This window comes from Microcoleus sp. CAWBG640, from assembly GCF_020883015.1.
Lineage (GTDB): Bacteria > Cyanobacteriota > Cyanobacteriia > Cyanobacteriales > Microcoleaceae > Microcoleus > Microcoleus anatoxicus.
This window is the reverse complement of sequence record NZ_JAHRFC010000067.1, coordinates 1-25,915: the sequence shown is the minus strand read 5'-3', so window position 1 is coordinate 25,915 and position 25,915 is coordinate 1. Positions and strand designations below refer to the sequence as shown.

At 45.2% G+C, this 25,915-nt stretch carries 22 protein-coding genes; 13 read left to right on the top strand and 9 right to left on the bottom strand.

All coding sequences use genetic code 11. The annotated features are described in order from the left end of the window. Positions 1-265 precede the first annotated feature (265 nt). Entirely contained in the window at positions 266-1,474 is a 1,209-nt protein-coding gene (locus AAFP11_RS23795; protein ID WP_341739256.1) for an SGNH/GDSL hydrolase family protein, read from the top strand. 20 nt (positions 1,475-1,494) lie between these two features. Here AAFP11_RS23795 and AAFP11_RS23790 read toward each other — a convergent pair whose 3' ends face one another. From AAFP11_RS23790 to AAFP11_RS23760, 7 genes are all read right to left on the bottom strand, one after another. Next, positions 1,495-2,214, bottom strand: coding sequence for a PHP domain-containing protein (locus tag AAFP11_RS23790; RefSeq protein ID WP_341739255.1), 720 nt, complete (start codon positions 2,212-2,214; stop codon positions 1,495-1,497). Positions 2,215-2,389: 175 nt separating this feature from the next. Then, positions 2,390-4,819 (bottom strand): bifunctional serine/threonine-protein kinase/ABC transporter substrate-binding protein, encoded by a 2,430-nt coding sequence (locus AAFP11_RS23785; protein WP_341739254.1) that lies wholly within the window; start codon positions 4,817-4,819, stop codon positions 2,390-2,392. A 412-nt stretch (positions 4,820-5,231) separates the two neighbouring features. Further along, the gene (locus tag AAFP11_RS23780; protein WP_341739257.1) at positions 5,232-6,470 is read right to left on the bottom strand and encodes a HetZ-related protein; all 1,239 of its coding nucleotides are present in this window, start codon (positions 6,468-6,470) and stop codon (positions 5,232-5,234) included. A gap of 671 nt (positions 6,471-7,141) precedes the next feature. Continuing rightward, positions 7,142-7,597 carry a D-aminoacyl-tRNA deacylase gene (dtd, locus tag AAFP11_RS23775; protein ID WP_341739253.1) on the bottom strand — a complete coding sequence of 152 codons (456 nt, stop codon included), beginning with the start codon at positions 7,595-7,597 and terminating at the stop codon, positions 7,142-7,144. A gap of 178 nt (positions 7,598-7,775) precedes the next feature. Continuing rightward, positions 7,776-8,933 carry a GTP-binding protein gene (locus AAFP11_RS23770; protein WP_341739252.1) on the bottom strand — a complete coding sequence of 386 codons (1,158 nt, stop codon included), beginning with the start codon at positions 8,931-8,933 and terminating at the stop codon, positions 7,776-7,778. A gap of 210 nt (positions 8,934-9,143) precedes the next feature. Beyond that, positions 9,144-9,902: a hypothetical protein gene (locus tag AAFP11_RS23765; RefSeq protein ID WP_341739251.1), complete on the bottom strand. Its 759-nt coding sequence runs from the start codon at positions 9,900-9,902 to the stop codon at positions 9,144-9,146. A 136-nt stretch (positions 9,903-10,038) separates the two neighbouring features. Next, the gene (locus AAFP11_RS23760) at positions 10,039-12,351 is read right to left on the bottom strand and encodes an IMS domain-containing protein (protein WP_341739250.1); all 2,313 of its coding nucleotides are present in this window, start codon (positions 12,349-12,351) and stop codon (positions 10,039-10,041) included. A gap of 316 nt (positions 12,352-12,667) precedes the next feature. Between AAFP11_RS23760 and pdhA the strand changes: the two genes are divergently transcribed. After that, a complete protein-coding gene (gene pdhA / locus AAFP11_RS23755; RefSeq protein ID WP_341739249.1) occupies positions 12,668-13,705 on the top strand; it encodes a pyruvate dehydrogenase (acetyl-transferring) E1 component subunit alpha in 1,038 nt (345 codons plus the stop codon). 82 nt (positions 13,706-13,787) lie between these two features. On the opposite strand, the gene AAFP11_RS23750 is transcribed toward pdhA, so the two are convergent. Beyond that, positions 13,788-13,913 (bottom strand): hypothetical protein, encoded by a 126-nt coding sequence (locus tag AAFP11_RS23750; RefSeq protein WP_341739248.1) that lies wholly within the window; start codon positions 13,911-13,913, stop codon positions 13,788-13,790. Positions 13,914-14,219: 306 nt separating this feature from the next. On the opposite strand from AAFP11_RS23750, the gene AAFP11_RS23745 reads away from it, so the two are divergent. Further along, on the top strand, positions 14,220-14,621 hold the full coding sequence (locus AAFP11_RS23745) for a fasciclin domain-containing protein (RefSeq protein WP_341739247.1): 402 nt from the start codon (positions 14,220-14,222) through the stop codon (positions 14,619-14,621). A gap of 320 nt (positions 14,622-14,941) precedes the next feature. Further along, on the top strand, positions 14,942-16,393 hold the full coding sequence (locus tag AAFP11_RS23740) for an MFS transporter (protein WP_341739246.1): 1,452 nt from the start codon (positions 14,942-14,944) through the stop codon (positions 16,391-16,393). Between the two features lie 87 nt (positions 16,394-16,480). Here AAFP11_RS23740 and AAFP11_RS23735 read toward each other — a convergent pair whose 3' ends face one another. Then, a complete protein-coding gene (locus AAFP11_RS23735) occupies positions 16,481-18,931 on the bottom strand; it encodes a CBS domain-containing protein (protein WP_341739245.1) in 2,451 nt (816 codons plus the stop codon). Positions 18,932-19,435: 504 nt separating this feature from the next. Here AAFP11_RS23735 and AAFP11_RS23730 point away from each other — a divergent pair. The 9 genes from AAFP11_RS23730 to AAFP11_RS23690 all read left to right on the top strand — a co-directional run. Next, positions 19,436-20,110: a HEAT repeat domain-containing protein gene (locus AAFP11_RS23730; RefSeq protein WP_341739244.1), complete on the top strand. Its 675-nt coding sequence runs from the start codon at positions 19,436-19,438 to the stop codon at positions 20,108-20,110. Between the two features lie 93 nt (positions 20,111-20,203). After that, positions 20,204-20,467 (top strand): hypothetical protein, encoded by a 264-nt coding sequence (locus AAFP11_RS23725; RefSeq protein ID WP_341739243.1) that lies wholly within the window; start codon positions 20,204-20,206, stop codon positions 20,465-20,467. 3 nt (positions 20,468-20,470) lie between these two features. Next, positions 20,471-20,833, top strand: coding sequence for a metalloregulator ArsR/SmtB family transcription factor (locus AAFP11_RS23720; protein WP_341739242.1), 363 nt, complete (start codon positions 20,471-20,473; stop codon positions 20,831-20,833). A gap of 116 nt (positions 20,834-20,949) precedes the next feature. After that, complete coding sequence (locus tag AAFP11_RS23715; protein ID WP_341739241.1) at positions 20,950-21,978, top strand: PstS family phosphate ABC transporter substrate-binding protein; 1,029 nt, start codon at positions 20,950-20,952, stop codon at positions 21,976-21,978. A gap of 101 nt (positions 21,979-22,079) precedes the next feature. Then, on the top strand, positions 22,080-22,790 hold the full coding sequence (locus tag AAFP11_RS23710) for an MIP/aquaporin family protein (protein WP_341739240.1): 711 nt from the start codon (positions 22,080-22,082) through the stop codon (positions 22,788-22,790). A gap of 7 nt (positions 22,791-22,797) precedes the next feature. Further along, on the top strand, positions 22,798-23,445 hold the full coding sequence (gene arsH / locus AAFP11_RS23705) for an arsenical resistance protein ArsH (protein WP_341739239.1): 648 nt from the start codon (positions 22,798-22,800) through the stop codon (positions 23,443-23,445). Between the two features lie 180 nt (positions 23,446-23,625). Then, positions 23,626-24,021, top strand: coding sequence for an arsenate reductase, glutathione/glutaredoxin type (gene arsC / locus AAFP11_RS23700; protein WP_341739238.1), 396 nt, complete (start codon positions 23,626-23,628; stop codon positions 24,019-24,021). Positions 24,022-24,285: 264 nt separating this feature from the next. Next, positions 24,286-25,272 (top strand): arsenosugar biosynthesis radical SAM (seleno)protein ArsS, encoded by a 987-nt coding sequence (gene arsS / locus AAFP11_RS23695; protein ID WP_341739237.1) that lies wholly within the window; start codon positions 24,286-24,288, stop codon positions 25,270-25,272. A gap of 220 nt (positions 25,273-25,492) precedes the next feature. Continuing rightward, positions 25,493-25,915: VTT domain-containing protein (locus tag AAFP11_RS23690; protein WP_341739236.1), on the top strand; the 423-nt coding region annotated here is incomplete at its 3' end.

The following is a 25,915-nucleotide window of genomic DNA, read 5'->3' as shown; positions in this document are numbered from 1 at the left end:
GGAGGAGCTGCTGTTAGTGCTACGGCAATTAAACTCGGCGGCTATTTGGGTATCGTTGTAGGGGTTGCCCCAAGCGAGCTTACGGCAAGTGTTTTTGTGCCAGCAGCATAGTTTCTGTAGCGTGGGCTTTGTGAGTCCTATTTGAGTGGAATTAAGTGCCGATCGCCTTTGAGTTTGACTTGGGGGCGATCGCGTTCTGTAAAACCTACAGATAAGGCTAGCATCTAGTTCCAGATTTCAGCTTTCTACCCATGAGAAAACTAACATGAGAAAACTAAGTTTATGGGGGCAACAACTGAGCCTAATTTTGGGGGGAATTATGGCGGGTGTTTTCCTGGGAGAATTAGGTCTTCATCTGGGGGGAATTAAAGGTCTGAAAAAGCCCCGTGAGCCTGTCTCTTTTGATACTTACAGATTCGACGATCCCGCTGGAGCTTGGTCATTGAATCCGGGCGCGTCTTTCGAGTGGCAGGGTGAAGGGGAGCGCTCCTTGATCCAAGCGAATAAAGATGGTTTACGCGATCGTGAACATACGAAGGAGAAACCACCAAAAACTTTTCGGATCGCGGTGGTGGGAGATTCCTTTGCCGAAGCTTTACAAGTGCCGATGGAAAAGACTTTTTGGTGGAAAATGAGAAAGCAACTCAATAAAAAATGTACTGCTTTAGGCGATCGCAAAGTTGAGGTAATTAATTTTGGGGTTCAGGGTTATGGGACGGCTCAAGAACTAATGACTCTGCGCCAGAAAGTCTGGAAATATTCTCCCGATTTGGTGATCTTAGCTTTTTTTTCGGGCAACGATATTATTAATAATTCAAAAAAGCTTGAATTTTATAAACGTCGGCCCTTTTTTGTCTATAAAAATGGTGAATTAGTCCCAGATATGTCATGGCTGAAAATGTCACCGGAAGAACATGACTATTTAAAATTTTCCTCGGTTGATTATCTTCCCACTTGGTTCGTCAATAATTCACGCATTTTGCGGTTAGTCAGAAAAGTTGATTTAGATCATAAAAAACGTCTGCTTGATGCCACAGAAAAAGAACGATTCCCTAAGAACTTTCAAGAACCTATTGAGCCAGTATGGAAAGAGGCTTGGCAGGTGACAGAAGGATTAATTACACTAATAAATCAGGAAGTTAAGGTAAAAAAGGCAGATTTTATGGTTTTGATTGTTAGTACGGGATATCAAGTCCATCCAGATCCTATAGCTCGTCAAAGCTATATGAAACAATTTGGCATTAAGGACTTGTATTATCCTAATCACAGAATCAAATCCCTTGGCGATCGCCTCAATATTACGACATTGGATACAGTCCCGCGATTGCGAGAGTATGCAGAAAAAAATAAAACTTGTGTACAGGGCTTTCCCAATGCTCTGCCCTGTGAAGGTCATTGGAATAGCCAAGGCCATGAGCAAGTTGGTCAACTTATTGCAGAAAACTTATGCGATAAGTTCAAAGCAGAGCCTTAAGTTTGAATCTGATCCTATATCTAGATTCTGACTAAAAGACTCAGACCGTGAGAATCAGTTCCACAAGTTCCAAACAAGCTGTGAGTTTCTGCTAAATCTTTAACTAAAGCAGTTTGTTTGGGGCTTGGTTTCCAAGGATTTGGATTACCGTAGGCATAGTAAATTTCTACACCGTCAATGCCGAAACGAGCAGCTTCTGGGATTAATTTATCAGCGGTAGAACGATACCGACAGGGATGGGCCAGAACGGCTAAACCTCCTGCTTCATGAATAGCTTCAATTACCCTGATGGCTGGATACAAATAAGTTCCTTCTGTACCTTTACCTCCTAAGTAGGGTTGGAGACTGGAATGTTGCGGATCGAAGCCATAACCGAGAATATGTACATCGTTATTTAGTAATTCAGCATTAATTTCCACCCCTGTCCACAGAGTGGGTATGGTGCTATTGTTGTCGGGATGGTCTAATTTCCAATTATTCAACCAAATTTGAGCTTTTTCGTAGCCTTTGGTGCTGTGGTGGTCTGTAATAGCTAAGCCTTTGAGACCAAGGGCGATCGCTTTTTGGAGCAATTCCTCTGGCTGCAAGCGTCCATCCGAGTAGACTGTGTGCATATGGAAGTTATAGGAACCAGGACAGCTATGGGCATCAATTGTCTGGAAGACTTGTTTGAGTGCACATATATTCTGGGCTTCTGGTTTGAGAGTAGAACCGGGTGAGGGAGCGAGATTGACATTCATAAATGTTCCTATAAAAAAAACTAGCCTTGTTCAATATATCTAATAAATTGATATGTTGCACTTGTGGCGAGAGTGACACCGGGCGGGGCGAGTTTATGAAATTATTGATTTTCGGCAGAAATGGTTTGTAAAACCCGCCCGTACAGGTTTGTTGAGAATGGTGCAAGATATTAATTCACTCGCATTTTAAACCTGCGGCGGCGGCTGTGGGAAATTCGAGCGGCACAAATGTCAGGCCAAATTGTTCTCTAGAACACGGAACAATGTGCGCCAATCGTTTAGGAGAGTTTTTTCGATTGCCGGTGTTTGGGTCAAATTCAATTATACCCGTGGCTCCACTGGCTTGAAAATTTGGTGATGCTAAGGTTTGTTGCATTCCCTCCCGACTTGGTTGCTGCTGTATTTCTAGGGCTTTAATCAGTGTTTGGGCTGCGTCGTAGGTTAAGGCCGATCGAGTATTTACCGGACCTCCCCACAATTTTTCAGCGTTGAGTGGAAATTTTTTGTCAAAACTGATTAACGGATGCCAAAACACGGATATTCCCAGTTTTTTAACAGACTTTAACTTTTTGGCTAATTCTAATATTCTCGTTTCGTACAGCGTCCAAGGGCCGACAATCCAATTGCGATCGTTGTTAGCCTTAATCATTTCGATCGCATTTTCTAGGGAACTGGTGACTTGACCATCTGGAATCAAAAGTATGGCTATTTTTCCCTGTTTTTCAACTTCTTGGATTGCTGCTGGGGCGTTAAAATTATTTTTAGATAAATCGTAATAATTATTGATTCTAAAAGTCGTTCCTCCTAGGGCTTCAAATTGTTTTTTAAATTCTTCCCACAAAGAAGCGCTGAACGGACTGTTGGGATTGTAAAATACTGCAACTTTTTTCTGATCGACTGAGATTAGTTGATTTACTAAAGCTTCAGCTTCTATGCTAGTTGTCGGAGCCGTCCGAAAGAAAAATTTCCGGGGTTTGCGTGTCAGTTCTTCTGTTGTGCTTCCCGGAGAAATAGCGACAAGTTTATTGCGATTGTAAATATCTACTGTTTCCACGGTCATGTCGCTGGTGTAGTGTCCGATGACTGCTAAAATATCGGGCTGAGCAACCAGAGAATTTGCTGTTTTAACTGCGTAGGATTTGATATTGGCGTCATCGGCGATGATGACTCTGAGTCCTTTGCCTTTAAGAGGTTTTGTTTCGAGCAATTCTTGACCTGGAAAGTCTTTATTGCTATTACTGGGAGTGACGAGACTTAAATTAACTTCTGTTTGAGCCTGAGCAATGCCGCGCAGCAGTTCTTCGGCTAAGTTAGCATTGAAAATGCTGCCATCCTGATTTCTGCGGACGGGAACGACTATTGCGATGGTGTAATATTCTGCGTTGATTGATTTGAGCAGCGCATTGTTGATGTAAATTAAAGTTTCTGGATCTCTGCGGTCATCTCGCCAGGACTGTTTGAGCAATTTTAAAGCTTCTAAATAATTCAAGCTAGCAAACTCATTAATTCCCCTTTGTTTTGACCAAAGGCCGGAGGTTTGCACTAGGAGTTTTTCGCCAGAACTTACACCATCTGCGGAGGGTGTAAATTCTGGCGTTGGTGGCGGGGAAATTCTGGGGATTAAAAGTGCGATCGCCAATGCAACAGCCAGTCCCGCAAGTCCGAATAGCAGCCCGCGAAAGTGCTGTCTCACAAATTGGAACAGCAACCAGAGAAAGCGCCATGGAGGTGGTGGTGCTGGTGCTGGAAATTGGAGCAAATCTAAGGCTTCTAACACCTCAGCAGCAGATTGGTAACGCTTCGGAAAGTGGAAGCGGACCATTTGATTTAAGATATTTTTTAGACCCTCGCTAACTTGTAACATTCCTCGCTCGGATGTTGCATAATTCCAAATAAGTTCGCAAGTCTTAGGCTCTTTTGGCAGATTTGTGGGATACTCCCCGGTGAGAGCTTGAATAACGATGATTCCTAGGGCATAAATATCATTGTATGGTTGCGGAACCGATCGCGTATCGTATTGCTCGGCAGGCATATAACCGTCGGTACCTATCGCCTTCGATGTCAATATTTCACCTGTACTGTTAGATGTGAAATTCCTAATTTCTTTAACTGCTCCAAAATCAATCATCACAAGTTTACGATCTTGGGTGCGCCGAATTAAGTTAGAAGGTTTAATATCGCGGTGAATAATATTTGCTTTGTGAATAGAATTTAAAATTTCTAGAACTTCCCGTAAAAAGGCGATCGCCTGTGTTTCCTTCCACTGCTGGCCAGGAGAGATTTCTTGACTGAGGAGAGTTCCCTGAATGTATTCTTGAACTAAGTAAAAATTGTCATTTTCCTCAAAGCGATCGAACAATTTGGGAATGCGCCAGTCTTGGTCTAGAGTCTGCAAAGCATTAGCTTCCCTTTGAAATTGTCTTCTAGCTTGTTGTAATACTAGGGGATTTTCCGATTCAGGAAAAGGAATTTCTTTAATCACGCACGGGGGATTTCCAGGGTTTTCTAGATCCTGAGCCGTGTAGGTTCTAGCAAATCCTCCCTGTCCTAATTTATCAAGGATTTTGTAGCGTCCGGCTAGTTCATCTCTGGGATTGAGACACATAAATTTTCTAGTACCTGTTGCGGGTGCGATCGTCGGTGTTGATTATCATACCAAATCTAAGCTCACTACGTTATTTATGTGACTGGGCTGTGTTTTCTTGCCCTAGATATCGCCACTAGGGAGTGTTTTTAAACCTAGAGGCCCCCCCAGATCCCCTTAAAAAAGAGGGGGTTCTCCAGGTTCGCAAGGTTATCTCTAAAAACAAATTCCCAGGCATAACCTGGGAATCATAAATATTAAGAAAATGTAGTGCTGTTTTAATATATTTAATTAGCTCAAAAGCTTTCATAATCCAGCATCCCCAGTTAGGGATTTGAGAGGGGATGCCGGGGCGGGCTTTTTGGAGATTGCGCCGCACCCGATCGCATTTTTGGGTCTCAAGAAAACGGTTGCATTCATGTTGGAGTACCCGTTAGGCTTGGGTGCTGTTGCGAGTCTGGCTAGCCAGCTCCAACAGTTGCGCCCAGCGTTTTTGGACTTGTTTGGGAGTACATTTGATGGCAGTGGCGATCGCCTTGTCACTTTCTTGATTCCGCTTCATTGCTAACAGTTGTTGCTGTTCGGGGGAAAGTTGAGCGCGAAATGTTTCCCACTTGTCCGAAGTCATTCCCAATTTTTGATCGACATCAGCACCGAGCCATTCGTGGACTAATTTCCAGTTTTGAGTGCGGGCAAATTTTTCGACGTGGTACTTGAAACGTTGTTGCAAGTAGTCCCGTTGACGGGAAGACAAACCAAGAACGCGATCGATTTCAGAAGCAGAAAGGTCTTGCAATTTCAAATTGAGGTAGCTAACACATTCTGGCTGATTTTGCGATTCCAGATAAGCAATCAATTCCGATACTACTCGATCGCGCAACACAGCATCAGCCGGATCGACAGTTTCAGACACCATTTGTTCGCGCACTTGTTGCAGCGCTGGAGAGCGGCTGTACATTTCTGCATCTTCTCCCTTGCCAGATTCTACAGCCATTTCAATGTCGATCGCAGTTTCAGGAGGTTGACCCTTGGCAAAACCTTGAGCGCGGAGGACAATCAGGCGTTGGCGGTTGCGGCCTGGTAAACCAATTTGGCGTTTGGCGTAGTGTTCGGTGAAAGCCATGTACTCAGCCAATTCTAGCTGTGTGCGGGGCTGGTAGCTCAGATCGAGTTGGTGTTCCCGGCGGAAAGCCCGTAAAGATTCAATGTAAAAGCCTTGCAAAAAGTCTTCAATCATGTTGTAGCGAGCTTGGTAGTTCAAGTTCGATCTAAAGGAAGCAACATGGCGGTAAATCATCGATGCGAGGTGAGAGTGAAGTTCGACGCGGCCTTGCTTGGAACCGAGGCGATAGAATTCCAGGGTTTTTTGCAAGCGGTGTTCGGCTAAGGTGATTTGCCAAGCTTGGACTTCGCCGGAAATTTGGATGCGATCGCTTTTTTGGCAAATCCGTTCGACTTCCTTCGCAATCCGCATCGCCACCGATTGAGCGCTACGGCTTGCTGTTTTCATCTCTGCTTGCAACGCTTTGAGGGCGAAGTCAGCCAAAGCTAGGGTATCGACGCTGGGAACGTGATTGATTTCGAGGGCTTGTTCGCAGGGGGCAGTTTGAAGGGAGTTGATGGTAGAAGCGGTGTTGCAGTTAACGGAGTTGGTGGCAGTTGTGACAGTCATGGTATTTATCAGGTGGTAGGGCACCGCAGCGACAGTGCGAGGACTTTTGTCAGAGAGTGAGTGATGCAGTTGCAGGCGGTTTGGCTTGCTGTGCGGATTCAACTCTCTATACATTGAATGTACGGGAAGTACAAATAGTGCAGTGACTTGGGTGTTCCACTCTCTCATGCAACTGTTTTTGGCTGCTGAATCTGATTTTAAGCTTTGGCTGTAGAGGAATGGTGATTTGGTGCTTAAACCTATACTGTACAAGCATTCTGAGCTATTGCGAAGGTGGGGCGATCGCACTTGCGAGTGAGGAGCTGGCAAGGCCGTTCAGTGGACAATTTACTAACTGGCCTTGGGACGGGATTTTGGGGGTGGAAGATTCTGGAATTGGTAGTCAGCAGAATGTAGGGAACTGCAATGTATTCTCTACCTACGACAGAGCAGTTTGAAAACCCGGTTAATTTAGAAAATTGGTATGTATCCTTTCTCAGGACAACCAAAGCAACCGGGTTTTTGCCATTGCATCAGGCTGTAATATAAAATCCTCTCTTCATCGTCCTGTATTAAACTCTCTCTTCTCTTCCTTCGCGTACTTCGCGCCTTCGCGGTTACATCATTCCGATCCAACCGGAATTGATATAACGAAATATTCTTGGACAAAACCCGGTAGAGCACTAGATAATTTACCCTGCTTCTTTTTCTAACACCAAAGTCACCGGCCCATCATTATCTATAGAGACTTGCATCTGAGCTCCAAACACGCCTGTTTCGACTTTTAAACCGCTGGAGCGCAACTTTTCGACAAATTTGTCATACAGAATAGAGGCGGCTTCTGGGGGCGCAGAGCGATCGAATGAGGGTCGCCGACCTTTGCGGCAGTCGCCATAAAGCGTAAACTGACTGACAACAAGCAACTCGCCACCAATGTCTTGTACGGATTTCTCCCAGCGGCCAGTGTCAGTGGCTGGATCTGGAAACAAACGCAATTCTAGGCATTTGCGAGCCATCCAATCTAGTTCTGCTTCGGTGTCGGTAGTGGCAATGCCTACTAGCAGATTCAGTCCGCGGCTAATTTTGCCAATTATTCGATCGTTAACTTCGACTTGAGACGATTTGACTCGCTGGATTATGATTCGCATTCAGAATCGGTAATTGGTAATCGATAGAGAACTTATTCGTTTACTCGTTACCAAGCTAGAGTCTGGTAACGCATATCCAGAGGCTCTACCTCCTATTTTCATGAATAAAAGCCAGATAGATCCTCTAGACATTTCCAGGCTCTAGCATGGAAGTTGTACTGTGTAATTCCTGTTGTCTTTATTTTTTGCCAAATCCTTTGCCGCGATTCGGTGAAGGCAGACAGAGACAGTTTTCGATTTGCGATCGCAAAGTCTCGATATCTAAACCTTGACCGATCAAGACAATCTGGTTTTTCCGTTCGCCTTTCCACTCATCATCATCGATGGAAAATCGCTTACCACTCAAGTGAAAAATATGCCGTTTGGGACTTTCTTCAAACCACATAATCCCTTTTGCCCGAAACACATTTGTAGGCATTTGGTGGTCTAAGAAATATTGAAATTTCCTCAGAGAAAACGGCTTGTCGCTCTGAAATGAAAGTGAGGTAAATCCATCATTATCTAAATGGTCTGAATGGTCGTGATGAGCGTGGTCGTGATGAGCGTGGTCGTGATGGTCGTGATGGTCGTGATGGTCGTGATGAGCGTGGTCGTGATGGTCGTGATGTTCGTGATGGTCGTGATGGTCGTGATGGTCGTGATGGTCGTGACTGCTAGCAGTTTCCTCAGCTTGGAAATATTTGTCCGATTCAAACAATCCTACACTGAGGATGAGTGGCAGAGGAACTTGGGATTTTACTGTGCGGAGAATTCGAGCGCCTTCTTTGACATCACGAATCTTAACTTCCAACAAATCTAAATCTGCTTCCTCAACCAAATCTGTTTTGTTGAGAACAATAATATCGCCATAGGCAATTTGACTGTATGCTGCTTGAGAATTGAATAAATCCAAGCTGTAATTGGAGGCATCTACTACTGTCACGATGGAATCGAGACGAGTCATGTCTCGCAATTCAGTGCCTAAAAAAGTTAAAGCTACTGGTAGGGGGTCGGCGAGTCCGGTAGTTTCTACTACTAAATAATCTAGATTTTCTTGACGTTCTAAAACTTTGTAAACTGCATTTACCAAATCTTCGTTAATTGTGCAGCAAATGCAGCCGTTGTTGAGCTCGACCATATTGTCTTCGGTGGTGACAATCAGTTCGTTGTCGATGCCAATTTCGCCAAATTCGTTGACTAAAACTGCGGTTTTCAAACCTTGCTGGTTGGTCAGGATATGGTTGAGCAGGGTTGTTTTGCCACTGCCGAGGAATCCTGTAATGATGGTAACTGGCAAGCCGTGTTTGGGGGCGTCCATTACCGGCTCTGTCTCGGACTGATTTGTTGTAGATTGCATAGCTTGAGTGTCAAATAAGGTCGATCGCTTGAACTTGTGGTTTTTATTGTATCTTATTTTTTGTGCTTGGTTATTTGTGAGTTGTTATTTGTTAATTATTATATGAATTCCGGCTGCACCGGAATGATGGAGGAGACGGCAATGCCGTGTCCCTACCCAAAATAATCTTGTAGGGAAACGGCATTGCCGTCTCCTAATTTAGGCTAATAATTATGATGCAACCGAAATTGATCTCATATCGTTTCCGGTTGTATCGGAATGATTAAACCACAGAGAACACAGAGGACACAGAGAAAGACAAGAGAGAAATAATAATTCCGATGTCAACGGATTTGATATCACATCCAGCAACTTGTCTACTGCGTGTTTCCAAGTAAAGTTTTCAGAGACAAAACGGGGGCCTGCAAGTCGAGCTTTGGCTATAAATGCAGGTTGTTCGATAAGTGTCTGCATCAACTGAATTAAATGTTTCCAGTCCGGATCTAAAATAAATAGGTTTTCTCCTTCTATGAAGGCTTTTAATAAGGGGCGAATGCCTTTGCGATCGGTTTGACCTCCGATGTTTAAAAATATAAAATAGTCTTCCCATCCAAAGGTTTGCCGTAGTGTTTGACGCTGCTGTTGAGAGGGGGGATAATAAATATCGGTGTCAGCGCCATGAGGTACAATGGCAATGCGATCGCCCTGAACTCCGCTACGAATTAATCCGGCTTTTGACCAAGCTGAGGGTGTAATAATTTTGGATTCTGAATTAATTGGGGTTTCGGTGATTGAATTCACGCCGATCGCCTCTAATAACAAATTAGTAACAATTCCCCATTCAGTAGCTGCAAATACCCAAGTTTGGGCGCTAGTTGATGCTGCAAAGTTCCAAGGAGAATAGATTCGGAGGGTGACATCGGCTAACTGATTTGGGGAAGGGCTGGGAATGCTGTTCAGTAATCTTTGAATTGGGCGTCTGCAATTCACTACCCTCGTCCAAGAATTTAAAACTATCCGACACACCCCCAGCCCCTCTCTAGAGGGGAGTTAGATCCGGTTCCCCTCGGAGGAGGGGCTAGGGGTGGGTCTTATTCCCAATTCCCCATGCCCTATTCCCAATTCCCTACTTCATAACTTGCCAATCCATAATCCGCCATTGTCCGTCTTGGCGAATTAAGTCGTAGCGGATACGGAGGTTTTCGTTGCGGGAAGTAACTAGCTGTTCGCGATCGAACACTTCAGCCTTTTCGGTAACTTGGGCTTCGACTTCGGTCCGATCGGGATTAGTCGGATTTGTTGTTACCTTTGTAATTTCGAGCTTGTGTGTATAGCGCTGGTGGGCGTTGTTTCGCTGTTGAGCTTCTGCCATCAATTGCCAGCGAGACAAAGCAGGTTCCGTCAGAACTTGCTTTAATTCATCGATAGCGTGATTGGGGCCGAGGGCTGCTGCTTTGGCTGAGAGCCAACTTTGAATCATTTGCTGCGCTGTTTCTTCTGTGACGGCGCCGGAGGCTGGGGCGGGAGTGCGAGGCTCTGGGGCGGCGGGGGCTAAGGGGGGAATTTCGATCGGTGGTGCTTCCAGGCTGACTAAGGCTTGTTCTCCTTGCAGAGATGGGCCTGAGAGAGCTTGGAGGATGCCACCTAAGATACTGAAAATCAACCACAGAATTAACAGACTCAGAAAACCAGCCACCAGCAGCAGAGCCAGCCGATTTCGAGGCATGGACTGAACTTGGGCTGAAATTTGCGAGCCTAGTGTCCTGGCTCGATCGACTAAATCACCCATTGGCCCTGCACTACTCTTGGCACTGCGACGGGAGGAATGGGGGCGTCGGCGTTCTTTGGAGGTGGAGGAAGGGGGATGTGCGGTGGGGGTAGCTGTCGAGTTCTGGGGGGTGACTGGGGGGATAGGTGCGGCTGGGGTCCCCTCATATTTGGGGCTTGGCCCTGGGGGGGGTATGATGGCGGGGCCGGGGGTCAAGGTCACAGTGGGCGATCGCCCTGTAATGGCTGGGGATGGCTGGAGTGAGCTAGTGAGTGTCGCTCTAGCTTGAGCCTTGGCAGTAGAGCGGGGTTGGGCTACAACCCACTCGTTGGCTGTTTCTGTATCCTGTGGCAAGGATTCTAGGTAGGCTTGTACCTTGGGATCGGCAAAGTAATCTTTTAAGGAAACTGACTGCTTTGCCAAGTCCCGGAAGTGCGGAAATACTTCTTCCTGTAGCCAGTGTTCGGCGTATAAGCACAGCCCCGGCAACAAATCGGGAGAATCTTGGGAGTTTTCACGAATGAAGGCGAGGGGTTCTTTTTCGGAACTGAGTTCTAGGGCTCTGCTGGCTTCTTCTGTTTGGCCCAGCAGCAGGGAACATACGGCTTTTTCGAGGTGGACGTCTTGGCGGCGGCCTAACTGCATCAGCATCAGCTTGGCGCGGCGGATCATGGAGGGCTGTCTGGCTGCAAATCCCTGAGCTAGTAGGGTGTAAACCGAGAGATAAGTGCCTACGGCGGAGGGGCGGCTAGCTTCTGCTTCAAATAGGGTCTGCTGCTCGCTGCTGGTTAGGTGTTTCCGCAGTTGTTGGACGAAGCGTAGGAAGTCTTCGATGCCCAAGCCCGATCGATCGTCGTCGGAACCATCGATCCCACCCCTTTCTTCGAGCATTTCTCGCAGGATTTTTAGTCCTTGACGACGTTCGGAGACTTTTTCTTCTGGGAGGGATAGTAATTGTAAGATGTTGTACGGACGGAGTTTGTATATATCGGTTTGCATTTCACCCCTCACGCTTGGAAATAGGCTTTCGCGCAGCAGCAGTTCTTGACCTGCGTCTAGTGATTTGGTGGCATTTTGGTATTGACCTTGTTGCCACTGTTCCCTGCCTAGTTCTAAGCAGGACAGGGCGATGGTTAAAACTATGTCGGGTCGCACTAGCTGGGGGTCGCCGAAGCGCCCTTGTGCGATCGCAGAGCTGCCATTATTGAGATAGGGACGGCCCAGTTTCTGTACAAGTTCGTATTCTCCGAGTTCTTGCAGTACCAGCAGGACTCCTACGAACTGGTTGTCGTCGATTTCAATACTTGGAGTATGGGGGTCGGGAGTAGCGTCTAAAACCCCGGACTCTTGCCAGTCTGTTTCTGCTTCTTGCAGGACTGTGGCCACGCCTGTCGAGGCTTTTAACCTCGGATTTTGGGCTAAAATCCCTGCTTCTGATTCGCGATCGTAAGTTTTGGCCAAAAAACTGGCATCGTAAGCTTTGCGCCCCTCTGAGTCTGACAAAACGGCGTAGGCTTCGTCGAGCAGTTGTTTACGGGCGACGATCGCCACTTCGGAATACTCCCTGCGTGGAAGTTGTAACGTCCGGTCGCGATGAGCTTGCTGCAACTGTTCGGCAGTAGCTTGAATCGGTAGACCTAGAATCCGATAATAATCTAGTGGAATTAGCACTGTCCACTTCCCCAAAGCGCTAGCAACTGAATTAGCCTATCTTAGGTGACGCTCCCATATCAAATCAAAATTGATCGGTTGGGCTTCTGACTCCTGTCATGGAGAGCGAAAACTTCCTTCCAGGTACTTCGTTTCCCTTGAGGGCATTTTAGAGTGAGGTGCGCGTCGGGCCCCACTGCTGACAGAATAGCAGTTTGTTCGTTCAGTCGCTATCCCCAACTAAGGGATAAAAGCCGATTGACCGATTATTGGTATAGTTAGGGTCGTTGACGGATTATCAACAGTTTGCATAATACTTATCAGGTATTAATTATTTATGGTTCAGGAACGGACTTTACCAGCTTTTGACGCAACAAGCGTAAGTATTTCTCGTGATGAAGGTTTGATGCTTTACGAAGATATGGTCTTGGGGCGCTTTTTTGAGGACAAGTGCGCTGAGATGTATTACCGGGGCAAGATGTTCGGTTTTGTTCACTTGTACAACGGCCAGGAGGCTGTTTCTACTGGGGTGATTCGATCGATGCGCCGGGATGATACTGACTATGTTAGCAGCACCTATCGCGACCACGTTCACGCTTTGAGTGCCGGTGTGCCGGCGCGGGAGGTGATGGCGGAGTTGTTCGGGAAAGAAACTGGTTGCTCTAAGGGCCGCGGCGGTTCGATGCATATGTTTTCTGCCGAACACCGACTGTTGGGGGGCTATGCTTTTGTGGCTGAGGGGATTCCTGTGGCGACGGGGGCTGCTTTTCAATCTAAGTACCGCCGCGAGGCTTTGGGAGATCAGAATTCTGATGGCGTGACTGCTTGTTTTTTTGGGGATGGTGCTGCTAATAACGGTCAGTTTTTTGAATGTTTGAATATGGCGGCTTTGTGGAAGTTGCCAATTCTTTATGTTGTGGAAAACAATAAATGGGCGATCGGGATGTCCCATGAACGTGCTACTTCTGACCCGCTGATTTACAAGAAAGCTCATGCTTTTGGTATGGCTGGGGTTGAGGTTGATGGGATGGATGTTTTGGCGGTGCGAGAAGTGGCGAAAGAAGCTGTGGCGCGCGCGCGGGCTGGTGAGGGACCGACGGTGATTGAGGCGTTGACTTATCGTTTTAGGGGGCATTCTTTGGCCGATCCTGATGAGTTACGTTCTAAGGAAGAGAAGGAATTTTGGTTCCCTCGCGATCCGATTAAGAAGTTGGCTGCTGATTTGATCGATCGCGCTTTGGCTACGGCTGAGGAATTAAAGGCGATCGAGAAGAAGATTGAAGCAGTCATTGATGATGCGGTGGATTTTGCTGAAAAAAGCGCTGAGCCAGATCCCAGTGAATTGTATCGGTTTATCTATGCTGAAGATGAGTAGTCTTTAGATATATTTTGAGTCCCGTTGCAGCCACAGGTTTTAACAACCTGTGGCTGCACAAGTTTCAAGCTAAAATTGAAATTTAAATGCGGTGATTATTAATTTTTGCGATTCCGCCTCCAAAGGCAAAATCTTGGGCCATTGAACTTTGTAAAAAGTCGTGGGGAAAACCCAATTCGATCGCACTGACTGCGTTTAATCGCTCCATGTGTTCGAGGGTTAATTCAAATGTTACCCAATAGTTTGTATCTCATGTCACTATCTAGTTAGTTGTTTACTGTTCATAGTTTAGATCGAGATTTATCAATGAAGCTAGAACTAATACTTTGCCTTGATAAATTTTTTTATTTGGTTAAATTGTTTCCGAAGAGCGACATTATGTCATCTATCTTGAGAGGGGTATTTATGAAACTAATTGCACAAAAAAACTAAACTAAAGATATAACCAATTAGGTAGCTAAATTTACTTTTTAGCGTTATGTTGATAAACAGATTACAAAACTAGGTGACTATCTTGGCTGACATTGTTGATACTGCCGTTCAGGCTGGTTCTTTCACAACCCTAGTTGCTGCCGTCAAAGCTGCTGGTTTAGTCGATACCCTAAAAGGCCCTGGCCCTTTCACAGTGTTTGCACCTACTGACGAAGCTTTTGCTAAGCTTCCTGAAGGTACTGTAGAGACTTTGCTTAAGGATATTCCGAAGCTAACACAAATCCTGACGTATCATGTTGTCTCCGGCAAAGTGATGGCTGCGGATGTGGTGAAGTTAACTTCAGCTACTACTGTAGAAGGTTCAACAGTGAAAATTGATGCTTCTCATGGCGTCAAGATTAATGATTCTACTGTTACAACACCGGATGTGGTTGTTGATAACGGTGTTATTCATATCATTGATACTGTTTTGATTCCTGCGTAAGCTAAGTTTGGGATCGGGTGAAATATAGCCTTTATCAGAAAGATGAGGTAAGATCGAGAATTGGTAATAGGTAATAGGTAATTGCTATTCCTTGTTAATTTAAGCATTTGACACCCATATTTCCTGATAGTAAGCGACATTCTCAAGGGTGTCGCTTACTTTTTTATTTAATCAAACTCAGTTTACCAATTACCAATTACCAATTACCAATTTTTGAAATTTGTCGAGTTCGCTAAAGTAAACTGACTCAGAGGACGAATAGCGAGTTATACTCCTAGTACCAAGACTCCCGCTGTCAAATAACCCCGAAATCACAGCTTATGAGCAACACTGCCCCTTCTGAGCGAGCCCCCAACAGCCACGAAACCAAAAAACTCAGTTTCTCGACCAAATTAGCTTACGGTGCGGGAGACCTGGGCCCAGCTATCACGGCGAATATTCTGGTATTTTTCCTATTATTATTTTTTACCAGTGTGGCTGGTTTGGCTCCTGGTACTGCTAGCAATATTTTACTGATTGGGAAGGTTTGGGACGCTGTAAACGACCCGATTGTGGGGGTATTGAGCGATCGCACCTCTCACCCCTGGGGCCGTCGGTATCCTTGGATGGTATACGGTGCAATTCCCTTTGGGATTTTCTTCTTTTTGCAGTGGATTGTTCCTAGCGACAATCCAACCATACTGTTTTGGTACTATGTAATTATCTCGATTCTATTCAACACCGCTTACACGGCTGTTAATCTTCCCTACACTGCACTTACCCCAGAATTAACCCAAGATTATAACGAACGCACTAGCCTCAATAGTTTTCGGTTTAGTTTCTCTATCGGTGGCAGCATTCTGTCACTAATTTTAGCCCAAATTATCTTTGCCTTAGTTAAAGACAATACCCAAAAATACATCATATTAGGTGCTGTCTGTACGGTGATTTCAGTATTACCTTTATATTGGTGCTTTTTGGGAACTCGTAAACACGTCTTTGCTCAACTGGCAGAAAATCCTGTAGTAGAAGATGATTCTACATCTTTGGGGTTGAAAGAACAGTTACGGATTGCATTTAATAATCGCCCTTTTTTGTACGTGATTGGAATTTATCTCTGTTCTTGGTTGGGAGTGCAATTAACTGCTTCTATTTTGCCTTATTTTGTGATCGACTGGATGAAACTGCCGCCAGCAGCTTTTACCCAAACTGCGATCGCCGTTCAAGGTACTGCACTGGCTATGTTGTTTGTTTGGAGTAAAGTTAGCGAAAGATACGGCAAAAAAGCTGTATATTTTATGGGCATGAGTTTGTGGATTATTGCCCAAGCTGGACTGTTTTTCTTGCAACCAGGACAAGTAGGATTGATGTATTTCCTGGCAGTGATGGCTGGTGTGGGAGTTTCTACTGCTTATTTGGTACCTTGGTCGATGATACCGGATGTGATTGAACTGGATGAATTACAGACTGGACAAAGACGCGAAGGTGTGTTCTATTCGTTTATGGTATTGTTACAAAAAATTGGATTGGCGATCGGTTTGTGGTTTGTGGGGCAGGCCTTAGAAGTAGCTGGATTTCTCCCTACACTTCAGGGACAGGAACCACCTATACAGCCGGATTCTGCAATGTTTGCCATTCGAGTTGCGATCGGACCTTTGCCAACAATTGCTTTAATTATCGGCATGATTTTAACATATTTTTATCCAATTACTCGCGAAGTTCATGATGAAATATTGTTGAAACTCAAAGAAAAAAAAGCCGAGAATGAAATGGGCTATCGCCCTCCAAAATAAGGTTAATTTATGTAAGGGTAGTAGACCAAAATGTCTAAAATATAAGGATTTAGGGTAAAAATTTGTAGATGCCATTCGGAAGGAAATTTAATTTACCAATGGGCGATCGGGATTGGCAGGAAATGTGACAGTAAAAGTAGTGTTGCCATTGCCGCTTTCAACTTCTATTTTCCCCTCCAATTGTTCGACAAGTTTTTGGGCTAAAGCTAAACCCAAACCGGTGCCACCTTGTTTCCAGGGATCGGCATTGGGAACGCGATAAAATTTCTCAAAGATCCGAGGTAATTCCTCCTTGGGAATTTCCGATTCATTTCTGACGGTAAATTCAATTTCTGGTTTTAAAACACTTGCTGGTTTTCCTGGTCTCTTTTTGATACCTTTGGACTTCACCCTGAGAGCAATTTCGCCTTCATTGGCGGTATATTTGCAGGCATTATTTAGGAGTTCTGCTAAAATTCTGCCCAAACTAGCGCGGTTGGAGTTGATCGTGGGGAGGTTGGTAGCGAACTCTACTACTAAATGTTGGTGGCGGTTTTGGGCGCGGGTGTAGAATGGTTCAATAATGTTAGGTAGCCAGACTTGTAAGTTTACTGGTTCGAGGTCGATCGGACAAGCTGCTGCTTCCAGTCGCTGCAAATCTAGCAAAGCATTAATTAGGTCTGTTTCTCTAGTGCATTCTTGTTCCAAAATTTCTAAATAAACTTGGCGTCGTTCTTGAGTGGGAGAAACTTTCAGCATATGAATGGCCATTTTCATATTAGCTAAAGGTGTTCGTAGTTCGTGGGAAACTGTGCTGAGAAATTCATCTTTGATGATGTTTAAGTGCTGGAGTTCGTGAACTTTTTGTTGCAATTCGGCGGTGCGTTCTTGAACTTGGCGTTCGAGGTCGGTGTTGAGGTTCTGCACCTGCTGGTATAGTTGGGCTTGTTGAATGGCGATCGCCACTTGAGTTGCCAATTGCAATAACAAATCGACTTCTGAAGACTGCCACTGTCGAGAATTGGAACATTGGTGGACGCACATCATCCCCCACAAATTACTGTCTTGTAAAATGGGTACTATTAAATAAGCTTTGATTTGTGCTTTCTGGAACCTCGCATATTTTTCGGGACTCAAAGTAGCTTGGTCAATCTGGGGAACCGCATAAATTTGTTGTTCCTGAACCGATTCACCTTCTTGCCACATAGTATCTGGAAAAATTTCTCCCAATATTGAAGACCAATCTTCGGCTACGGATTCTGCTACTACAATGCCGGAATTGCTCGACTCTAAATGCAGGATTGCTACCCGGTCTGCTTGCAAAACTTGGCGCACTTCATCGACGCTGGCGTGGAGAATTTCTTCCAGGTTTAGGGATTGGTGAATCCGCAAAGCAATCTGAGTCAAAAGTCGATCGCGCTGTACTTGTTCGTGCAGTTTGGCTGTTCGTTCCCGCACCTGTTGTTCGAGTTTGGCATTGCGGCTTTGGAGGAGTTCGACTTTTTCGGCTTGGAGTTGATAAACTGAGTGCTGCAACTGTTTGACAACTCTGTACATTTCTGTTGGGTCTAGGACTCTCAACAAGCTAGTTTGGGTAATAATTCCCAACAGTTCTCCCCGTCCTCCGCACACCACTAATCGCTGTACTTGTTCCTGCTGCATTTGTTTGTGGGCCGTCCACAGGGAATCGGCTGGTTTGATCAGTAACAGGGGAGTGACCATGACTTTTTGCACTGCGGTTTGCTCGAAATCTAGTTCGAGAAACTGTGCTTGTACAATGTCGTATTCGGTAATGATGCCTAGGGGTTGCTGAAAAGAATAGTGAAAAATGGAGGTATGGTCATTTTTGGGTTTCTCCATTGTTAATTCTTTATTTTTGGTAATCACTACGCAACTAACTTGATGTTGTGACATCAGTTGCGCTATGGTCAACAGCGATGCGGTGTGGGGTGCTGTGATGGGCGTAGTCATTAATTCTGCAACTCGTCGCAATTTCAGAATATTGGAAGGTTGTAAGACTTGCCGAATTCTTTCCCTCGTCAGGACTCCTACCAAGTGGCGGAATTGATTGACGATCGGCAAATAGCGAATTCCGTGTTGGCGAAATAAGGATAAAGCGGCGAACACGTCTTGATCGTCGGATTCTGTCAGGGAGACTGACACGGGGGACATCACTTCAGAAATCGGTATTTTGCGGAGGGCTACTTTTTTCTGAGTGTCTATTTTGCCAGAAGCGATTAGCCGCACTAGGTCGGCGGGAGTTAATATTCCGATCAATAGCCCTCGACTTGGGTTTTCTGATAAATTTCCCGCGGCTGCCATTTGGTGGTTATGCACCACCAACACGCATCGTGCTCGCATTTTTTCCGATGGTGCTAATTCCTGTAATACCCCGCGGTCTGAGGGTAAAGGTGTCTTGGGTAGGGGACAACTGTTTTGCAACTGACTCATCAGCGCGATCGCCACTACTAACGAAGTGTCTGGCCCAGCAGTTAGGGGGTAGCGGTCGATCGCTTGTTCTAATGCTGAGGAGTAAAAAGGCGGGTGGTAAAATGGCATAGTACATCGCGGGTTGTCGGAACGCAGCTAACTGCTGATAGGCGTTTTGTCTGTTGTGTAACACCAACCTAGGGCGGAAATTGTCAAAGTCACAATCACAGACAGCCGACGCTAATTTATGATTAGCAATCATCCCGGAGATTTTCCCATCTTCGAGCCGAATGCGAGTAGACTTCCGGCTAATCTCCGTTGTGGTTTTATTGTATAAGTTTCGCCGTTGGTTGGCGAATTCGAGCATTTTACTTGGCAATTTAGGAGTAAAATGTATGAGCTTTTTTAGGGGGGATGACCCCTAAGTGATGGTTTCCTATTTGCTGGTTACGGTTTCTCCACTGCGTTTTACTCAATTTTTTTATCGATCAAATTATACACAAATTTGAATAGGTATAACCTCTCTAAAGTCATAAGATACAGACAATTATAGACAGGTTTTTGACTGCTTATCAACGATCGCCTATAATGAAAACCAGGGAAATGTAAATTTTTACTAAAATTTTACCGCTAATGACAACTTTAAGCTTAACGGAAATTGCAGCCAAGTTAGAAAGCCAAAATTCAGCCGATCGGATGGTGGCTTTGGCTAACTTGCGGAATATACCCGCCGCTGTGGCGGTGCCTTTGATTAAAAAGGTTTTGAACGACGAAAGTTTGCAGGTGCGATCGATGGCTGTGTTTGCTCTGGGGATCAAACCCACGGCAGAATGCTTTCCCATTTTAGTAAAATTGCTAGAAACTGACCCGGATTACGGGATTCGTGCTGACGCTGCTGGTGCTTTGGGCTACCTGGAAGATATTAGAGCTTTTGATGCTTTGGTGCGGGCTTTTTACGAAGATACCGAATGGCTGGTGCGCTTCAGTGCTGCGGTGTCTCTGGGGAATCTCAAAGATCCGCGGGCTCGTGATGTGTTACTGAAAGCTCTCGAAAGTGAGCAAGTGGTGATTCAGCAGGCGGCGATTTCGGCTTTGGGAGAAATTAAGGCGATTGAGGCGATCGATCGCCTGCTGAATTTTGCTCAGTCAGAAGATTGGCTCATCCGTCAGCGGCTAGCCGAAGCCTTGGGAAATTTAAACAGTCCCAAAAGCATTTCCGCCTTGAAATATTTGGCAAAAGATAGTAATTCTCAAGTATCTGAGGCGGCAACAATTTGTCTCGATCGTTTGTCGAAAGCAGAGCAATAATAGATAGTGAAACCAGAATGTATTATTTAAGTGGCGATGGCAAATCGCAAGCTAAGATAGTTGTTGATATCCTTCATTTTACCAAACCCAGCCATGAATCAATTACCGAATCCCTTTAATTCAAATCCATCCAATCCCCTAGACCCCTTAAAGCAAGAACCAGATCGACTCGACGATGAGGATGGAGAATTGCCAAAACGCTATCACCCAGCTACTAAAAAAAATCTGCAAAAATTGTTCATTATCCTGATAGTTAGTGGGGCAATTATTGGGGGAATTTTATCTATAGGTGTGCTTTCGCTGATGCAAAAAGCCGGATTGACTAAGGTTCCACCCAGAGTAGAGAATTCTAAATAATTGATGTTGAAAAATTCGACAATTACACCGACGGATTTAGGAGAAAAATCCCCTCCTTCTGGTAAACTGATTGCTGCGGGCTTTCATGCGCTTTCTGACCCCCTGCGGATTCAAATTTTGGAGTTGCTGCGGGAACAGGAGTTGTGTGTTTGCGATTTGTGCGATCGGCTTGGAGTTCCTCAGTCCAAACTCTCTTTTCACCTCAAAACCTTGAAGGAAGCGGCTTTAGTCCGCAGTCGCCAAGAAGGCCGCTGGATCTACTACAGCCTCAATTTAGCTCAGTTTCTCGCCCTGGAACAGTACCTGTCGGACTATCGGCGATGCGGCCAGATTCTGCCGGCGCGATCGTGTGCCGACGCAGATTAACCCATCAATATTTCTTAATGTGTGTATCGCCTGTTTGTCTTCTATCATACTTGACATATCAATTTTTTTTGATATGATGCAATTGTACCCCTTAGTTATGGCATAGGGTGAAGTCAATGAACCCAGCAGCAAAGTCCAAGGTTTTCGCGGTAAGTATAATTGCTTTGGCGATCGGTGCGATCGGGCTCCTCAACTCCTGCGGACAAGTCCAGTCGCCAGAATCGCAGAGCATTAAAATAGACGGTTCCAGCACTGTCTATCCAATTACGAATGCGATGGCAAAAGAATATCAAAATACGCATCCCAAAAAAGCATCAATTACTGTTGAATTTTCCGGCACTGGTGGCGGATTTAAAAAGTTTTGTGCGGGCGAAACTGACATCAGCAACGCCTCGCGACCCATCCGCCCGGAGGAAATGGAAGCCTGCAACAAAGCCGGCATCCGCTACTACGAATTACCCGTTGCCTTTGACGCCCTCACAGTAGTAGTCAATCCCAAAAATGACTGGGCAAAAGACATTACTGTAGAGGAATTGAAAAAGATTTGGGAACCAGCCGCCCAAGGTAAAATTACCAAATGGAATCAGATTCGACCTAATTGGCCAGACCGACCGATAAGCCTCTACGGTGCCGGCAAAGATTCCGGTACATTTGACTACTTCACAGAGGCAACAGTAGGTACTGCTAAAGCCAGTCGCACCGACTATACAGCTAGTGAAGACGATACAGTTTTAGTGCAAGGAGTTATTAAAGACGAAAATGCTTTGGGTTACTTTGGATTTAGCTATTACGAAGACAATCAAAGTCAATTGAAAGCTGTAGGTATTGACAGAGGCAAAGGAGCAGTATTGCCCTCCCGCGAAGCTGTAGAAAAAGCTCAGTATCAGCCCCTAGCAAGACCTCTATTTATCTATGTCAACTACAAATCGGCTCAAAGTAAAGTAGAACTACGAAACTTTGTAGAATTCTACATGAAGAAAGCTCCGACCTTAGTTAGTTCTGTGGGTTATATTCCTTTACCAAAAGAAGGCTATCAACTAATTTATCAGCACTTCTACAATGGCAAAGTAGGGACTGTTTTTGGTGGCAAAGCTCAGTTTGACTCGACAATTGGAGAGTTATTGCGACAGCAAGCAACTTTTTAGGTATCAGTGGTCATCTGTCAAATGTTTTAGCTTGTTAGCTGTTAATCTTGATTGGTAACTAAAATCTAACAAGAGAGGTAAATTTATCACGGATCGACTCAATGTTCAAGTCAGTTTATAAGACAGCAAGCAGCTTGTTCTCACCGGAGTGCAGAAGAGAAGCAATCGCAGAATTTTTGGGTACATTTATTCTAGTGTTTGCAGGCACGGGCGCTGTGATGGTTAACAAAATTAGTGAGGGTGCGATCGCTCATTTAGGCATTAGTTTTGTCTTTGGAGCCGTTGTCGCCGCCATGATTTATGCTACGGGTCATATCAGTAGCGCCCACCTAAATCCGGCTGTAACATTAGCTTTCTGGACCAGCGGATTTTTCCCAAAAAAACGTGTTTTGCCTTATATTTTAGCCCAGTGTACCGGGGCGATTGCAGCTTCTCAACTGCTGCTAATTACTTTAGGAAAAGTAGCAAATCTTGGTGCAACAGTTCCTCTCAATGGTAACTGGTTACAGTCTCTAATCTTAGAAACAGTATTGACTTTTATCTTAATGTTTGTTATCCTCGGTTCAGGATTAGATAGGCGCGCTCACATCGGATTTGCGGGCATAGCAATAGGCTTAACTGTAGGATTAGAAGCTGCATTTATGGGGCCAATTACCGGAGCAAGCATGAATCCAGCACGCTCTCTCGGTCCAGCTTTAGTTGGGGGCATTTGGGAACATCATTGGGTTTACTGGGTTGCTCCGATTTGGGGAGCACAATTAGCAGTCGCAGTTTATCGGGAACTGTCTAACGGATTTCGGGATTTTAATTAAAAGCATCATGACAAGTTTTACCCACAAACCGAGAATTTTGTTTTTGTATGGCTCTTTAAGGGAGCGTTCTTATAGCCGTTTATTGGCAGAAGAATGTGCGAGAATTATTGAGGATTTCGGTGCAGAAGTTCGGTTTTTTAATCCTCTGGAATTACCGATTTATGGTAGTGTTCCCGATACTCATCCCAAGGTTCAGGAGTTGCGGGAATTGAGTCTGTGGTCGGAGGGTCAGGTATGGTCTAGTCCAGAAATGCACGGCAATATTACGGGCATTATGAAAAATCAAATTGACTGGATTCCTTTAAGTATCGGGGCCGTGAGACCGACTCAAGGTAGAACTTTGGCGGTGATGCAAGTTAGCGGTGGTTCCCAATCTTTTAATGCTGTGAATACTTTGAGAATATTGGGTCGTTGGATGCGGATGTTTACGATTCCTAATCAGTCTTCTGTTGCTAAGGCTTATCAGGAGTTTCATGAGGATGGAACTATGAAAGATTCGCCTTTTCGCGATCGGGCGATCGATGTCATGGAGGAATTGTACAAGTTTACTCTGTTGTTGCGGGAGGAAGTTGACTATTTGACCGATCGCCACAGCGAACGCCAGGAAAAAGCGGCCAAAGAGGCGATCGCCGTTGCAAATCGCGCCCTGGAATAACCGGGCGTGAATAATTACCCAGCGATTGAAATCGTGGCTAAAGAAACAAAACCCGCCTTCGCGGGTTAAAGAATCAAGAATTCCTCTTCAGTCCACGGAGGTGGACTTCGGTTGTGTAGCCGCGGTTTCTAACCGCCGGGGTCCTAACTAACAACTAACAACTAACAACCAACAAATCCCATGAAAAAAGTAATGTTTGTCTGCAAAAGAAACTCCTGCCGATCGCAAATGGCAGAAGGATTCGCTAAAACCATCGGAGCCGGCAAGATTGGAGTCACCAGTTCCGGGTTAGAATCAAGCAGAGTTCATCCGACAGCAATTCAAGTCATGTCAGAAATCGGCATTGACATCAGCGATCAAACATCGAATCCCTTAAACGAATTCCATGCAGAAGAATACGATGCCGTAATTTCTCTGTGTGGCTGCGGCGTCAATTTACCCGAAGCGTGGGTATTGCGAGAAGTGTTTCAAGATTGGCAACTAGACGATCCCGACGGACAACCCATCGAAACATTTCACCGCGTCAGAGATGAAATTAAAGCACGAGTTGAGAAATTAGTTGATTCTCTAAAATAAAACCTCTGGGACCTATCCTTTTTGAGTCTAACCGAAAATGATGTGAGTTGTAGAATTACCCGGCGATTGAAATCGCGACTACAAAAACAAAACCCGCCTGCGCGGGTTGAAGAATCAAGAATTTCTCTTCAGTCTGCGGAGGCAGACTTTGCTTGTGTAGCCGCGGTTTCTAACCGCCGAGGCTGAATTCATGCTAAATTATCAGAGGCATTCCGTCAGAAGGCCTCTAAATCTGTTGTGAACATAAACCAACCAGACTAGCATATGATTCAGACAGCAGTTACCCCTTTCAAAAATAAACTTCAGTCAGCTTTAACTAAAAAGCAGATTACAGTTTTACAAATTAATCTGGGCAAACGCTGCAACCTCGCTTGCACTCACTGCCACGTAGAAGCTAGCCCGAAACGAACAGAAGAACTTTCCCCGGAAATTTGCGATCAATTAATTGAAATCATTCGCCGTTTTCCTCAAATTCAAACTGTTGACCTCACCGGCGGTGCTCCAGAGATGCTTTACGGTTTTAAACCGCTGGCGGAAGCTGCAAGGGCGGCAGGTAAAGAGGTAATTGTTCGTTCTAATTTGACGATTTACTTTGAAAAAGGTTTTGAGGATATTCCCGAATATTGCGCGGATAACCAACTCAGAATTGTGGCATCGCTTCCCTGCTACCAAGCTGATAATGTTGACAAAATGCGTGGCAACGGTGTTTTTGATTGTTCGATTCTGGCGCTGCAAAAACTAAATCAGTTGGGATATGGCAAAAACCCAAATTTGATTCTGGATTTGGTGTACAATCCGCAAGTGCCGGCAACAGATAAGTTTTCGCTAACGCCACAACAAGGGAAGTTAGAGGCAGATTACAAGGTTTATTTAGCGGAACATTTTGGGATTTGTTTTAATCAATTGTTCACGATTACTAATTTGCCGGTGGGACGGACTAAGTTTCATTTGGAACATCAGAAACTGCACAAGCCTTATCTGGGGTTTTTGGAGGATAATTTTAATCCCGGTACTCTAGAACATTTAATGTGTCGTAATGAATTGTCGATCGACTATTTGGGCAATGTTTACGACTGCGATTTTAACCAAATGGAAAATCTGCCAGCTAAAACTAGCAGTGGTGAAACCATTACAGTGGCTAAGTTGTTAGAATCTGGGAGTCTAGATTTGATTCCAGAGGTGCAAACTGCTGCTTATTGCTATGGTTGTACGGCTGGTTCTGGTTCTAGTTGTGGCGGTACTTTGATTTGAGAAGAAGAACCCCCCCCTACCCCCCCCAAGGGGGGATGGAAAAAGAACCCCCCCAGGGGTGAAGGAAGAAGAACCCCCCCAAGGGGGGATGGAAGAAGAACCCCCCCAACGGGGGATGGAAGAAGAACCCCCCTTGGGGGGAAATTCAGGAAGATGGAAGAAATTATGCGCGATGGCTAACGCCCAATACCCATGTTATTGAGAATGGAGATTTGAAATAATGAATGATTCTCGATCGCCAATCCCAGACAATCGGCAACCATCAAACCATTGGAAGTTGATTTTAGTGGTGGTTTTAATTGTAGCTTTGATTGTAGGAGCCAAGTTTTTTAACTTTCAAATAATTCTGCAAAAGGCCTTGGAGTCGATCGCCAGTCTTGGCCCTTGGGGCCCGGCAGCTTTTATTCTAATTTACATTGTGGCAACCGTTTTGTTTATTCCTGGTTCGTTGCTGACTTTGGGTTCTGGTGTTTTATTCGGAGTATTGGGCGGTTGTGTTTGCGTTTCCATCGGCTCGGTTTTAGGTGCAACTTGTGCTTTTTTAACAGGGCGATATTTAACTCGCGACTGGGTTTCTCAGCAGATACAAGGAAATCAAAAGTTTCAGGCGATCGACTCCGCAGTTGCCTCTGAAGGATGGAAA